This window comes from Streptomyces sp. NBC_00354, assembly GCF_036106915.1.
Lineage (GTDB): Bacteria > Actinomycetota > Actinomycetes > Streptomycetales > Streptomycetaceae > Streptomyces.
Genome location: NZ_CP107983.1, coordinates 82475 through 95272, shown reverse-complemented (window position 1 = coordinate 95272; position 12798 = coordinate 82475). Strand labels below are relative to the sequence as shown.

The 12798-nt window shown below is 68.1% G+C and carries 12 protein-coding genes and 6 pseudogenes; 7 read left to right on the top strand and 11 right to left on the bottom strand.

The features are described from left to right. Positions 1 to 196: 196 nt before the first annotated feature. From OHT74_RS42030 to OHT74_RS00490, 3 genes and pseudogenes are all read right to left on the bottom strand, one after another. Positions 197 to 991 (bottom strand): annotated as a pseudogene (locus OHT74_RS42030) (IS630 family transposase); the annotation flags it as partial. A gap of 169 nt (positions 992 to 1160) precedes the next feature. Beyond that, on the bottom strand, positions 1161 to 1928 hold the full coding sequence (locus OHT74_RS00495) for a transposase (RefSeq protein ID WP_328618807.1): 768 nt from the start codon (positions 1926 to 1928) through the stop codon (positions 1161 to 1163). A 56-nt stretch (positions 1929 to 1984) separates the two neighbouring features. Then, on the bottom strand, positions 1985 to 2437 hold the full coding sequence (locus OHT74_RS00490) for a hypothetical protein (RefSeq protein WP_266659442.1): 453 nt from the start codon (positions 2435 to 2437) through the stop codon (positions 1985 to 1987). A gap of 221 nt (positions 2438 to 2658) precedes the next feature. Between OHT74_RS00490 and OHT74_RS00485 the strand changes: the two are divergent. Together OHT74_RS00485 and OHT74_RS00480 are read left to right on the top strand one after the other, a co-directional pair. Then, positions 2659 to 4092 (top strand): annotated as a pseudogene (locus OHT74_RS00485) (NF041680 family putative transposase). 180 nt (positions 4093 to 4272) lie between these two features. Continuing rightward, positions 4273 to 4952, top strand: a pseudogene (locus OHT74_RS00480) (IS630 family transposase); the annotation flags it as partial. 111 nt (positions 4953 to 5063) lie between these two features. Here OHT74_RS00480 and OHT74_RS00475 read toward each other — a convergent pair. Further along, positions 5064 to 5627, bottom strand: coding sequence for a GNAT family N-acetyltransferase (locus tag OHT74_RS00475; RefSeq protein ID WP_328618871.1), 564 nt, complete (start codon positions 5625 to 5627; stop codon positions 5064 to 5066). Between the two features lie 419 nt (positions 5628 to 6046). Here OHT74_RS00475 and OHT74_RS00470 point away from each other — a divergent pair, with 419 nt between their 5' ends. Beyond that, complete coding sequence (locus tag OHT74_RS00470; protein WP_422071002.1) at positions 6047 to 6187, top strand: hypothetical protein; 141 nt, start codon at positions 6047 to 6049, stop codon at positions 6185 to 6187. Positions 6188 to 6294: 107 nt separating this feature from the next. On the opposite strand, the pseudogene OHT74_RS00465 reads toward OHT74_RS00470, so the two are convergent. Next, positions 6295 to 6435: pseudogene (locus OHT74_RS00465) on the bottom strand (IS110 family transposase); the annotation flags it as partial. A gap of 154 nt (positions 6436 to 6589) precedes the next feature. Between OHT74_RS00465 and OHT74_RS00460 the strand changes: the two are divergent. Continuing rightward, positions 6590 to 6874 (top strand): annotated as a pseudogene (locus OHT74_RS00460) (DUF6766 family protein); the annotation flags it as partial. 43 nt (positions 6875 to 6917) lie between these two features. On the opposite strand, the gene OHT74_RS00455 reads toward OHT74_RS00460, so the two are convergent. From OHT74_RS00455 to OHT74_RS00435, 6 genes and pseudogenes are all read right to left on the bottom strand, one after another. Next, entirely contained in the window at positions 6918 to 8189 is a 1272-nt protein-coding gene (locus tag OHT74_RS00455; protein WP_328618870.1) for an IS256 family transposase, read from the bottom strand. A 249-nt stretch (positions 8190 to 8438) separates the two neighbouring features. After that, positions 8439 to 8891, bottom strand: coding sequence for a hypothetical protein (locus tag OHT74_RS00450; protein WP_328618869.1), 453 nt, complete (start codon positions 8889 to 8891; stop codon positions 8439 to 8441). A gap of 55 nt (positions 8892 to 8946) precedes the next feature. Then, positions 8947 to 9186: a hemerythrin HHE cation-binding protein gene (locus OHT74_RS42025; protein ID WP_443047765.1), complete on the bottom strand. Its 240-nt coding sequence runs from the start codon at positions 9184 to 9186 to the stop codon at positions 8947 to 8949. Between the two features lie 91 nt (positions 9187 to 9277). Then, positions 9278 to 9493, bottom strand: a pseudogene (locus OHT74_RS42020) (hypothetical protein); the annotation flags it as partial. Between the two features lie 89 nt (positions 9494 to 9582). Next, positions 9583 to 9978, bottom strand: coding sequence for an STAS domain-containing protein (locus OHT74_RS00440; protein ID WP_266659430.1), 396 nt, complete (start codon positions 9976 to 9978; stop codon positions 9583 to 9585). Positions 9979 to 10041: 63 nt separating this feature from the next. Further along, a complete protein-coding gene (locus OHT74_RS00435; protein ID WP_266659428.1) occupies positions 10042 to 10710 on the bottom strand; it encodes an HSP18 transcriptional regulator in 669 nt (222 codons plus the stop codon). Positions 10711 to 10837: 127 nt separating this feature from the next. On the opposite strand from OHT74_RS00435, the gene OHT74_RS00430 reads away from it, so the two are divergent. The 3 genes from OHT74_RS00430 to OHT74_RS00420 all read left to right on the top strand — a co-directional run bounded on the left by OHT74_RS00430 (position 10838) and on the right by OHT74_RS00420 (position 12263). Further along, positions 10838 to 11272 carry an Hsp20/alpha crystallin family protein gene (locus OHT74_RS00430; protein ID WP_328618868.1) on the top strand — a complete coding sequence of 145 codons (435 nt, stop codon included), beginning with the start codon at positions 10838 to 10840 and terminating at the stop codon, positions 11270 to 11272. A 99-nt stretch (positions 11273 to 11371) separates the two neighbouring features. After that, on the top strand, positions 11372 to 11767 hold the full coding sequence (locus tag OHT74_RS00425) for a DUF2267 domain-containing protein (protein WP_328618867.1): 396 nt from the start codon (positions 11372 to 11374) through the stop codon (positions 11765 to 11767). A gap of 52 nt (positions 11768 to 11819) precedes the next feature. Continuing rightward, positions 11820 to 12263 (top strand): DUF2267 domain-containing protein, encoded by a 444-nt coding sequence (locus OHT74_RS00420; RefSeq protein ID WP_328618866.1) that lies wholly within the window; start codon positions 11820 to 11822, stop codon positions 12261 to 12263. Positions 12264 to 12798 lie beyond the last annotated feature (535 nt).

Genomic DNA, 12798 nt, shown 5'->3' with positions numbered 1-12798 from the left:
ATGGCCACCACCGGGCCGGCTGGGCGGTCAGGACTGTGAGGATGCCTGTCGCGAAGGCCCCTATCGGGACACGCCCGCCGGGCCCGGCGGCAGCAAGCCCCGCACGGGCCATGACCGACAGATCAATCTTCGAGACACAAGGTCAGTCACAGACCGGGTCAGGCCATGACCCATGCGGAACCCCACCAGTGTCACAGTCCCAGACCACCACGATCGGGCCGCCGAGCTGGATGTGTGCCCGCACCAGCAGGTCGCGGTAGTCCTTCCAGGCAAAGCTCTTGCGTGCACCCTTGCGGAGGAGGTGGTGTCGGGGGCGGTGGATGAGGCGGCTCTTCTCGCCGGGTTTATAGCAGCACAGGGCGGCGACTGAGGTTCGGCGGCGGGACCTGCCACGGACGCGGATGAGAGGGGTGAGCCCGCGCCGGCCCCAGGTGCGGGCGCGGGGCGGCGTCATCGAGAATCCGGCTTCGTCCTCGAAGAGGATCCAGGCCCCGGACGCCGCCGCGAGTCTTTTACCCGAGGCCACACCTCCTTCTTCCAAAGCTCCACCGCGTGCTCGTCACGCTCGAGTGCTCTGCGGGCGGGAGCCTGCCAGGACCAGCCGTGCCGTTTCAGCAGCCGCCACACCGTCGCCACCGACAGACTCACCCGCAGACGCCGACGGGGTCACCGTCTGGACCCGGACCAGAGTCCAGCGTTCGTCTTCGAAGCCGTACGCCGACGGGCCCTTGCCGAGTTCCTCCTCGAGCACAGCGAACTGTTCATCGGTGACGGTCGGGTTGTTCGCCGGACCCGCCGAGCGCAGGGCCTCCATGCCGCCCTCGCGCCAGGCACGACGCCAGCGTTCCACCGACCGGACACTCACCCGCAGCTCTTTCGCGATGACCGCGGTCTTCTCACCCGCCGCGAACCTTTCGCCGGCCTGAAGCCGGATCCCCTCACGAAACGCCCGACGCTCAGCGGTCAGGCCCCCGCCCTCTGGATACCTCACCTCACCGGCATACCGGAGGGATCATGAACCGTCACCACCCGACGACAACCCGAAATCCTCAGTAAGCGTTCTTCGACACCAAGCCAGCCTAAAACCCAAGGCTGCTTAAGGCTTGTCCCGTAAATGATCTTTGAGTCGCCCTGGGCAGGGTCGGTCGCGATCTGCTGGCCTATCCGGCGAGGGCGAGGTTGTGCAGGCGGGCGATGCCGAGCATGGCGTGGTGGACTCCGTCGCCTTTGAGTCGGCAGTCGCGGAGGATCTTCCAGGTCTTCATGCGGGCGAAGGTGTGCTCGATGCGGGCGCGGACCTGTTTGTGGGACTTGTTGTGCGCCTGCTTCCAGTCGGGCAGGTCTTCGCCTTTGCGGCGGCGGTGGGGCATGACGAGTCCGGTGCCGGGATAGCCGCCGTCGGCGATCGTGAGTGTTCTGCCGACGGCGGCTTTGGCGCCGGATTCCTCCCAGGCCTTGCAGTCGTTGCGGTTGCCGGCGGGCGGCCGGCCGACCACGACGACCAGGCGGGTGTCGGCGTCGATGACGATCTGGTGGTTCGTGGAATATCGGTAGTTCTTGGACTGCTCTGCCACGGCGTGGTCGCGGGTGGGCACCAGGGTGCCGTCCACGATCAGCACGGTGTCCTTGGCGAACCGCTTGCGGGGCTGCAGGGCGAGCATCGGCCCGAGGTGGTCGACGATCCGGTCCGCCGCCGACTTCGAGACCCCGAACAGCGGAGCGAGCTGGCGCATCGTCAAGTTCGTGCGCCAGTACGCCGCCACGAGCAGAGCACGGTCCTCCAGCGGAAGGCTCCACGGCCGGCCCTTGCGGACCGCGTCCGCACCCTCGCGCCGCAACACGGTCACCAGCTTCCCGAAACAGCGCGGACTCAGACCCGTGAACGGGGCTATCCAAGACGGCTCCGACGCCGTGATCACACCAGCCACACCAAGATCATCTCACCTGTGACCAGCAGTTACGGGACAAGCCTTAGTTAGCGCACTCAGCGCACGAAGTCCGTTACGGTGCCGTGGTTGTCGGGAGAGGTCAGGCCCCAGAGGATCAGTCCCACGATGATTGCCAGCAGGATCAGCCCCGGCACGTTCTCGGGCCCCCAACCGACGGGCTGCCGAACCGGTGGGCCGGGTGTGGCGTCGTCGCGTGCAGCGTTGGAGTCGGCGCGCTGCCAGGGCGCGACATCGGCCTCACCCCGGGCGATCCGCGCGGCCACGTGGCGTACGTCGGCCGCGTGGTAGGTCGGCTCGCGGGTCAGGTCCGGGGAGGGCGCAGCCGAGGTACGTACGCTGTTGGCCCGCGCCACGGCCGTGATGCTGATCGGCCTGATCTGCGGCCAGATCTCCCGGACTTCGGCCTTCGTCAGCCAGCCTTCCCCGTCCTGATGGCCCTGCTCGTCCGCTGCCCCCATTCGAAGTCCGCCCCCTCGCTCGCCGATCACCCTTGGCTTGATACCCAGTCCGCCGAAAGATCACCCGGCCGGGCAGTCACACTCGAACTCACGCCCACCGTGATCGGTATGGCAACGGCTTCTCAGCTTGGTGTTTATCCTCGCCCGTCACCCGACCTGCTGATCTGCGGTGTTTCCCAGGACAGCAGAGGCGGCTGTTCTCCACGCTTCGAGATGTCGAGTAACGAAGCACCAGAGAACGGCCGCTGCGTATGAGTCTCCCTCCCGACGTGTCCGGACGCGAGGCATTGGATGTGTTGTCCCGCTTTCGGGTCGAGTTCTACGAGAGCCTTTACGCCCGGGCCGACGTGCTGTTCGAGCTCACCGACGCGGTCCTGTGTGCGGACGGGCCGGTGAACACCCTGGTCGAACTGTCACTGACGGCCGAGCACCGGCGCGGGCACGGTGCCTTGTACTCGGCCCTGGACCGGGGCTGGACCGAACCGACGCGCCTGCGTCGCGCTCTGGCCGGGTTGCCGCTGCCGACGGGCGGATCGTACTGGCCGTCGACGTCAGCAACTGGCTCCGCCCCGACGCTCCCACCAGCGACGACCGGCTGTTCTGCCACGTCTATGGACGAGGCGACCGCAGCTCGGACCAGCTCATCCCGGGCTGGCCGTACTCCTTCGTCGCCGCGCTGGAGCCCGGCCGCACCTCCTGGTGCCGGCTACTGGACGCCGTGCGCCTGGGGCCCGCGGACGATGCCACGCTCGTGACCGCCGCCCAGCTGCGCGAGGTCGTGAACCGCCTGGTCAGTGCCGGGCACTGGAAGCCGGGCGACCCCGAGATCCTGATCGTGATGGACTCCGGCTACGACGTCGCCTACCTCTCCCACGTCCTGAAGGACCTGCCCGTCGTGCTGCTCGGACGCCTGCGCTCGGACCGCGTCATGCTCCGCGACCCGGGCCCCGCCCGCTCGGGACCGAAGGGCGGACGGCCCCGCCGGCACGGCGGCATCCTCACCTTCAGCAAGCCCGACACCTGGCACCAGCCCGACGTCACCACCATCACGGACACCACCCGCTACGGCAAGGCCGAGACGATGGCCTGGGACCGGATGCATCCCCGGCTCACCACCGCGGCCCCTGGCTGGAGCGCGCGGAGGAAGAACTGCCCGTACTGCACGGCACGTTGATGCGACTGAAGGTGGAGTACCTGCCGGGCGACCGAGACCCGAAACCGGTCTGGCTGTGGTGCTCCGCTGCCTCGGCCACGCCTATGGATGTGGACCGCTGGTGGCAGGCCTTCCTCCGCCGCTTCGACCTGGAGCACACCTTCCGGCTGATGAAACAGACCCTCGGCTGGGCCGCGCCGAAGGTCCGCCGCGCCGACACCGCCGACCTTTGGACCTGGCTGATCATCGTCGCCCACACCCAGCTCTGTCTCGCCCGGCCCCTCGCCGAAGCCTCCGGCGCCCCTGGGAGCGGCGGACCGAGCCCCGCCGCCTCACCCCGGCCCGGGTAAGACGGGGGTTTCGCAACGTCCGCGCGACCGCGGCCCGCCCGGCAGCCGCACCGAAACCGTCCCGCCCCGGCCCTGGACGACCCCCCGGCTCGAAGAACAAGCACCGGGCCAGGCAGCACCACGTCGGCAAGATGGTCAAACGCGCCGAGTCGATCAAGGAACACCAAGCCCGCAGAGGATAAACGCCAAGCTTAGAACAGGGAACCCGAAAGAGTCACTCAGTCAATACCAGATCCCGTAACCCGCACTGTGCTGAGCCGCATGCGTGCACGACACCTGTCGCGCTAGCCGCCCAGCTGTCCGACTGATTCGATCAGGCAAGTACCGGCCACAGCGGACTTCTACGGATCAGTAGCCCTACCTCCCCGCAGGTGCCCGCCCGGCGGGTCGCCGAACGCGATGAGCAGGCCGTCACCGCATGGCGGGAGGCGACCTGGGCGGAGGTAAAAGGGCCCGGGCGGCGTGTGGGGGTTACGTCTGTTTCGAGGACGAGGCCGGCTTCACCCGCAGGCCGCCCCGGGGACGGACCTGGGGCCGGCGAGGTAGCACCCCGGTCGTGACGGTCAGCGGCCGGCGTTCGGGACGGCTGTCGGTGGCCGGACTGATCGAGATGCGACCAGGCTCGAGGACCCGGCTGTGTCACCGTCTGCGGAGCCACCCTGCAGGCAAGGGAACACGTCGCAGCATGAGCGAGCGGGACTTCATCGCGCTCGTCGACGGCGTTCATCACCTGGTCAGAGCGCCGATCGTGCTGGTCTGGGACCGGCTCGACACCCACGTCTCCCGCAAGATGCGTGACCTTGTCGCCGAGCGGGAGTGGCTGACGGTCTTCCTGCTACCCGGCTACTCGCCCGACCTGAACCCCGTCGAGGACGTGTGGGCGCACATCAAACGCAGCCTGGCCAACCTCGCCGTCATGGCCCTCGACCGCCTCGAAGCACTCGTCCGCAACCGGCTCAAACGACTTCAGTACCGGCCCGACACCCTCAACGGCTTCATAGCCGGCACCGGCCTCGCCCTCCATACCCCAACGTCACCTTGACAAGCCGAAGTCAGTAACGACGGATCTCCGGCGCAGGACACCAGTACGACTCCTGCGGTCCACCTACCGGTTCCGGTGGGCGTGGATGCAGAACGGCCGTTCGCACCGTGGCTACTGCTGCTCCCACTGCTCCTTGGTGATCTCGTACCGTACGCCGCCATGCTCGGAGCCCTCGATCATCTCCATGTCGGAGGGAGTAGGGATGGTGTCCGCGAGCGTCATTTCGAGCTTCTCCATGATGTTGCGCGAACCGTGGTTCACGGACATCGTCGCAGCCCAGACCATGCGCACACCGAGCTCTGTGAACGCCTTGCCCAGCAAGGCCCGCGAGCCCTCGGTGGCATAACCCTTGCCCCAAGCCGCCTGCCGCAGCCGGTAGCCGAGTTCGGCTTCGTCCAGCGGGCCCTCCGGCTCGGGACGCAGGTGGAACCAGCCGATGAACACGCCGCCGTCCTTCTCGTGCGCGGCGAATAGTCCGAGGTCGCCGCCCCACTTCTCGTAACCAGCGAGGATTTTCGGCAGGTCGCGCTGACGGACGAGTCCCGGCGCGGTCGGATTGCCGCCGGTCAGGTAGCGCATCACCGCCGGGTCGCTGTCCAGCTCGATCAGCAGGTCCGAGTCATCGGCAGTGAAGCGGCGCAGGGCCAGGCGCTCGGTCTCCAGGTAGGTGTCCACGAGTCGATCATGCCTGCAGCAAGTCGGTCAGCCCAACGATTTTCCTCGGCAACTCGGAGGCGTTGCCATGACGTCGCAGGATATAGAGATGGGTGCGGCCTGGTGCCGGCCCGTTCCCCGTTGCCCCTGAAGGATCGGTCGCTTTCCTCCCGTGTCCCTCGCCTCCGCCGTGCCCGTCGTGCTGACCGCCTACTAGCGCCACCGGCTGAAGAAGATGGCTTACGGCCACAAGACCCCGCGTCAGGCCCGGCAGCGGGCAACCAATGTGTTATTGGCGGCCCGAGGGCGTCCCAAGGCCCGGATAGCCGTGCAGACGCGGCTGCACGAGGACCCGGTGCGCACCTGGCGGGGCCGCTTCGCCTCTGGAGTATGACGCCTGTTTCGGGCGGCCCCAGAGCGGTGGCGACTGCCCGGCGGACATGAACATCATCGCCCGGTACACGGAATTCCACCCGGCCTCGCACTACAGGCCGACGCAGCTCATCGAGACCGCCATCGTCCTGGCCCTGGCCGCCGCCCTCTACGCCGCCTTCCGGCTCGTACGGGTGCGCCGCGGCTGACCACCCACCGGCACCGTGGACACGGCCGAAGCCGGCACCCTCTCCGGGTGCCGGCCTCGCGCCGTGGAACAGTGTGCGGAGATGTCGCCCGGATGCTCTTACGGATGTCAAGCAGCGATAGTTGACGGGTGGCTGTGAGCTGCTGCGTGGGTGTTTTGCCTGGTGAGGACATTGAAGACGTCGCGGGCGATGTAGCGTTTGAGGCAGCGCATGATCTCCTTCTTCGACATGCCTTCCTTCGTTCGCCGGTCCACGAAGCCGAGAACGTATGCCTCGTCGTCTGGTTCCACTGACTTATGGCTGAGCGCCCACTTGGCCAGACGGGCCGACTACTGCGCTCCGTCACACCGGGCTCCTCTGGTCGGGCCGACCATGGAAGAGGGGTGGCCTCGAGGGAGGCCCGGGACCGTTATGGCCCTGCTCTTCGTGCTGTCATGGCTCGCCCAGTCAATCGCCGGTACGGCCGCCTACAACGAGCAGCAGCTGCGTGAACTCCTGCCGCCAGTCTCCTGGGGTGGCTACCTCGCCTCCGCCGACTTCTGGAACCGATCGTTGCAGAACTGGCAGTCGGAACTCCTGGCGGTGGCCGCCATGGCCATTACCTCTCCGTCTACCTGCGTCAGCGCGGGTCCCCGGAATCCAAACCCGTCGGCGCCCCGCCACACCTCCACAGGAGTCGAGGGCTGACCCGACGAGGGCGTGTCAGCGATCTTGTGTAAGTCGGCTGATTTCATTGGATGCTGAGCCGGTCCTCGAAGAAGAGTGAGAACTGGTTCAGTGCCTCTTTCCAGTGTGCGGCGACGTGGTTCGCGTCGCGCGCTTTGGGGTTGATCTGTTCGCGGACCGCGAGGTAGAGAACCTTCAACGCGGCCTGCTCCGAGGGGAAGTGGCCGCGGTTGCGGGTGGCTTTGCGGAGGCGGGCGTTCATGGACTCGACCATGTTCGTGGAGTAGACCACCGTCCTTATGGCCGGCGGAAACGCCAGGTAAGGTGTGAACTCCGGCCAGGCCGACCGCCAGGTCCGCACGATCGCCGGGTAGCGTTCGCCCAGCTCAGAGGCCTCAAACACGTCAAGGGCCTGTTCGGCGGCCTGCTCGGTGGGGGCCGTGTAGATGGCCTTCAGGGACGGCACCAGTTTCGGGTGGTCCCGCACAGACGACAGCCTGAGCGAGGCTCTGGTCAGGTGGATCACGCACGTTTGGACGGTGGCCTTGGGCCAGGTCGCCGTGACCGCGTCGGGCAGGCCCTTCAACCCGTCGCAGACGACGATGCAGACGTCCTCGATGCCCCGGTTCCGCAGCTCCGACAGGACTGCCATCCAGGTGGTGGCGCCTTCGCCCTCGGCTCCGACCCACAGACCGAGGACGTCCTTGCGACCGTCCATGTCCACGCCGACGGCCAGATAGACGGGCTTCGAGGTCACTGAACCGGACCGGATCTTCACCCACAAAGCGTCGATGTAGATGATCGGCCAGACCGCATCCAGGGGCCGGTTCTGCCAGGTCACGAGCTCGTCGATCACGGCATCGGTGACCTTGCTGATCAGATCGGGACTGACCTCGACCCCGTAGATCTGCGCGAGGTGGGAGCGGATGTCCCGCACGCTCATCCCGCGGGCGTAGAGCGAGAGGATCCGGTCATTGAACCCCGCCAGCCGGCGGGCGTTCTTCGGGACCAGCCGCGGTTCGAACTCGCCGTTGCGGTCCCTGGGCACCGCCAAAGTGACCGCGCCGGCATCGGTCAGGACCGTCTGGGATGACGTCCCGTTGCGCGAGTTCCCCGACCCGTGACCTGCGGAATCTCCACGCTCGTAGCCGAGATGTTCACTCATCTCGGCTTCCAGAGCACGCTCCAGAACAGCCTTGGTGACCTCCGTCAGCAGCCCGCCCTCACCCAGCAGGGCCGCCCCGGAGGCATCAGCCTTGTCCAGCAACCGCTGGACGACCTCATCGACCGTCTTGTCGCCGGCCACGGACGCGGCCGCTTCGTCTTTGTCCGCCATGACTCGTCCGATCCGCCCGGCCCAAGGGCCCGAGGCCGAGCCCCGGGCCAGGCTGTCACATCACGGACTTACACGATCTTTCTGACACGCTCCCCGACGACGACCGACTACGGCGGCGCGGTCCCCGTCTCCTGGTGCGCCGAGCACGGCGACGCCGTGGGGCCGGTGTTGGAGTGGCACCCCCAAGGCGGGATCCGTTGTACGGACCTGCGCCTGGGCCGTCTGGCCGGCGGAGCTCTGTCCGCGGATCTACTGGGTGAGGTGGGGGAGGGAGTCTGCGTCCCGGAGCTGTGTGAGGCGTTCGGCGGTTTCGTCGGGTTCGTAGACGTCGATGATGCGGGCCACGGCGCTGATGGCGTAGGTGGCGATCCACTGGGCGTCGTCGAGGTGGTGGCGGGGGTCGGCTCCGTCGTCGGCCAGGGCCATGACGGTGTCCGCCGCTGGGCCGTGCATGGTGACGTGTTGGAGCCAGGCGCGTCCGGCGGGGCCGAGGACGGCCGGGCGGTGGAGGGAGATGGAGGGGTGGGCGAGGACGGCATCGTGCAGTAGCCCGGCGAGCTGCTGGCGCGCAAATGCCGTGGTGGTCGGGCAGGCGGCGCTGTCGGCGGTGGCGGAGGCGATGGCCTCCGGGTCGTGGGTGAGGTGGGCCAGCATCAGGTCCAGGGCGGCGCTCTCACCGGCGATCTGCTGTGTACTGATCATGCCCGGTATAACGACGAGGCCCGGCTTGGAAGGAGACTTCCGACAGCCAGGACGGCTACTTCTTGGCGCTGGGGACGGCGAGCGGGCTATCGGGGGCCTTCTTCTTGGCGGCTTCCATCTGTTCGCCGACTTCGGTGAGGCGGTTGCGGCCCATGGCCTTGCGGATGTCGGGGAACCACTCCTTCTCCTCTTCCTCGACGTGGTGGCGGACGCTCTCCATCAGGACGCTCATTTTGGCGTCGAACCGCTCGTCGCTCGGGTCGAGGTCCTTGAGTTCGGAGAGCATCCACAGCACGACGTGGTGTTTCCTCGATGCTTTCCAGGACGTGGTCCTTGGTGTCGGGGGCGGCCTCGCGGGCGGCCGGGTAGAAGATCTTCTCCTCGATCCAGGTGTGGGTGGTGAGTTCCTCGATCACCTGGTCGGCGATCTTCCGCTTCTCGGCGTGCCCGTCGTCGCCGGCTTTCTCGAACTGCTTGAACAGCTTCTCCACGGTCTTGTGGTCTTCCTTGAGCAGCACGATCCCGTCCACGAGCGCCTCCTGAGCATCGGTATACCGGGCGGCGCGGCTGGCCGCCCTGACGCCGTCTACCCGGTGCGGCATGGAGCGCCTCGCCCGCGGCAGGGGTTTGGCCCGGAAAGGCGATCTGCCTACGCCGTACGCCGGTCAGTACCTGCACACCACCGGCCTGCCTACTGCAGGCCGTCGGGGTATCCCATCGGAATGCGGCCGTCGGTCGGCGGGGCTGCGTCCACGGGGAAGAGGGGCAGGGCGCCGGTCATCTCCAGGAGGCGCTGGAGCTGGTGGTTGGGGGCTGCCAGGCGGATGACGGTGTCGGTCTCCTGCGCTGTCCGTCGCGCGGTGAGGAGTGCGTTGAGTGCCGAGGAGTCGCAGAAAGTGAGGCGGCTGCAGTCGACCACCACGGGCTTGGCCGACGAGGCGTGGGCGAGAGCTTCGGTGAGGGCGAGCCGGAGGGAGGGTGCCGTCTCGATGTCGATCTCGCCGACGGGCCGGACCGCGACCGTGTGCTTCAGGACGTCCACGGCGACGTCGTTGCCGCCGGCCTCCCGGGGAGGGTGTTCGGCCATGGTGGATCACTCCTTGGGTCGACAGGCGTGGTCCCGACGCCGGTCGAGGGTTCGGGGTGCGGATCACATGCTGCGCTGGTCGTGGGTGTCTTGGCGGAGCTGGTCGGCGTGTCGGGTCAGGGCGTCGATGCGTTCGGCAAGCTCGGCGTCCCCCGGCCGCAGATGGGGCCGGGCGTCGGCCAGAGGCCGGACGAGGCGGGAGACGTCGTTGTCGGCAAGGGCCAGGTTCAGGTCGTCGACGGCGGAATCGGCGCTGGCGGGGAGACCGGTGAGGGCGGTGACCTGGCCGGCGAGCCGGCGCAGGTCGGCCGCGTTGTCACGGGCCCAGCCATTCACGGTGCGGTCGGCTGCGCGTGTGTCGCGGGTGGCCTGGACCCGCTGCTCGCCGGTGCTCCCGGCGGTGCCGGGGCGCAGTCGCAGGTAGCGGCGTTCGGCGGCCTGACGGCTGGCGACCCCGAGGGGTCCGGCAAGGTCGGCCCAGCTCGCGCCCTGGCTGCGGGCGGTTTCGATCAGCCCGCTCTCCCAGCCGGCGAGCTGCTCACGGACCTCGCGCAGCATCAGCAGTGCGGCCAGAGCCGGGTGCGGCCCCGAGTCCGGTGCGTGCGCCGCTTTAGCCGTCGATGCTCCCGCGGGAGGTTGCTGCGCATCCCTTACGGCCTGGTCGATGACCTCCAGTGCCGCGGCGGCGGCAAGGAAGGGGATCTGCGCGCGGGGTTGGGCGGCCTCGTTCATGGCACTCTCTTCCTCTGTCACCTTCTCGATGACTCCTTGCTTGTCATCGCTTCGATGACATGTTACAACGGGAGCACGTTGAAGCGCATTGGCAGTTCCTGCCTGAACCAACTGGAGGTGTTTCGCGATGTTGATGCGCACTGACCCGTTCCGCGAGATGGACCGGATCGTCCAGCAGCTGTCGGGTACATCGGGGACCTGGTCGAAGCCGTCCGTGATGTCGATGGACGCCTACCGCGAGGGCGACGTCTATGTGATCGCCTTCGACCTCCCCGGAGTGAGCACCGAGGCGATCGACATCGACGTCGAGCGGAACATGCTGACCGTCAAGGCCGAGCGCCGACCCGCAGAGAAGTCCGACGGCGTACAGATGGAGCTCTCCGAGCGGCCCCTGGGTGTCTTCTCCCGCCAGGTCATGCTGGCCGACACCCTCGACACCGAGCACATCGAGGCCGACTATGACGCGGGTGTCCTGACCCTGCGGATCCCGATCGCCGAGCGCGCCAAGCCGCGGAAGATCGCCATCGGTGGCGAGTCCGGCCGCAAGCAGATCTCCGGCTGAACAGGCCGGCACCAGCGGCGGAGGACGGGGAACCGATCCCCCTCCGGCACCCCGTCCTCCGCGCCCCCTTGCACCCTCCCCCTCCCCGGAGGTGACGTGATGCCGATGCGCCGGGAGGCGTTCCTGGCCCACGTCCAGGAACGCGGCGAGTATCAGACTCGGGAGGAGGCCGAACGGGCGGCCCGCGTCGTCCTGGCCCTGCTGGGCGCGCACCTGGTCGGCACCGTGCGGGCCGAGCTCGCAGCCCGGCTCCCCGAGACGTACGCCCTGATCCTCCTCAACCCCCTGCAGGCCGCGGAACCGCTCTCTCCCGAACGCTTCGTCCGTGCGACCGCGGCCTGGATCGAAGGCGCCACCGAGAAGACGGCCCTGTGGGACATCGGCGCGGTCCTCTCCACCGTGGCCGCCGCAGCGGGCGACGTCCTCATGCGCGAGGTCCTGCTCCAGCTTCCGCCCGGGTACGACCTCCTCTTCGGTCACCCCCAGCCCGCCTGACCGCCGGCACCGGCCAGAACGACCCTTCGAAGAGAAAGGCAACCGCAGCACCATGTACGACCAGCCTCGAGTGAACCCGCCCGTGACGGCCATGACGTTCGACCAGATGCTGGAACGCGTGCGCTACGAGGGCGCCTACCCCACCCGTGAACGCGCCGCGGAAGCCGTCCGCACCGTCCTCGCCGCCCTCGGCCGCCAGGTCACCGGCGACGAACGCGTCGACCTCGCACAGTGCCTGCCCGTCGAGGCCGCCCTCACCCTGACCGCCCAGATCCCCGACACCGAACAGCTCACCGGCTGGGGCTTCATCAAAGACATGGCCTCCCGCACCGGCGCCACCCCGGCCACCGCCCGCTGGGACACCGGCGCCGTACTCGCCGTCGCCACACGCCTCGCCGGCCCCGACCTGCTTGCCCGGATCCTTCGCCGGCTCCCCGGCGGCTACGCGCTGCTCTTCGGGCAGGTCGAACTGCGGCAGCCCCAGCCCGCCGCCTGATCCCGCCTCGCAGCAGTCGCGGCAGAGCCCTCGAACCCTGCAGAGGCCGCCCGGCAGGACTTCAGCTGCCGCACTCCGCAATGGCGAGCCGAGGCGGCGGTGCGACAGGATGCGGTGCCGCCCGCCAGCTGCCCCCGAGAGCAGAGACAGGCCGCGTTCGAGGTCGATTACCTCACCGTCGAACACGCGAAAATCTATGACGGCCGGAGTAGACATTGGGTGGTGGCGTGGTTATGGTTTCTCTTGTAGCCCAGAGAGACAGCAGGCCTGGCAGAGACGAACTGCCGGGCAGCAGTACCCGCAGTACACGTAGTTGCAGTGCGCATGACGGTGCGGTGGTGGAGTTCCGAAGCCAGGGTTGTTGCAGGACGGCGACGGGACTGGCGACCGGACCGGGCGGGCCCGCAGTGATCAGGGGCTGCCGTGAGCAGGACCGCAGTTAACGCAGTGGCAGTACCCGTAAGTGCAGTTCGCAGTACCCAGCAGTGAAGTCAGTGAGCTGTACCTCGGTGAAGGCGTCGGCTGCGGGCGCGCG

Coding starts and splice junctions, on each gene's coding strand:
- OHT74_RS00470 (WP_422071002.1), top strand. CDS start 6,047: ATGAACATCATCGCCCGGTACACGGAATTCCACCCGGCCTCGCACTAC.
- OHT74_RS00455 (WP_328618870.1), bottom strand. CDS start 8,189: ATGGCGGACAAAGACGAAGCGGCCGCGTCCGTGGCCGGCGACAAGACG.
- OHT74_RS00450 (WP_328618869.1), bottom strand. CDS start 8,891: ATGATCAGTACACAGCAGATCGCCGGTGAGAGCGCCGCCCTGGACCTG.
- OHT74_RS00440 (WP_266659430.1), bottom strand. CDS start 9,978: ATGGCCGAACACCCTCCCCGGGAGGCCGGCGGCAACGACGTCGCCGTG.
- OHT74_RS00435 (WP_266659428.1), bottom strand. CDS start 10,710: ATGAACGAGGCCGCCCAACCCCGCGCGCAGATCCCCTTCCTTGCCGCC.
- OHT74_RS00430 (WP_328618868.1), top strand. CDS start 10,838: ATGTTGATGCGCACTGACCCGTTCCGCGAGATGGACCGGATCGTCCAG.
- OHT74_RS00425 (WP_328618867.1), top strand. CDS start 11,372: ATGCCGATGCGCCGGGAGGCGTTCCTGGCCCACGTCCAGGAACGCGGC.
- OHT74_RS00420 (WP_328618866.1), top strand. CDS start 11,820: ATGTACGACCAGCCTCGAGTGAACCCGCCCGTGACGGCCATGACGTTC.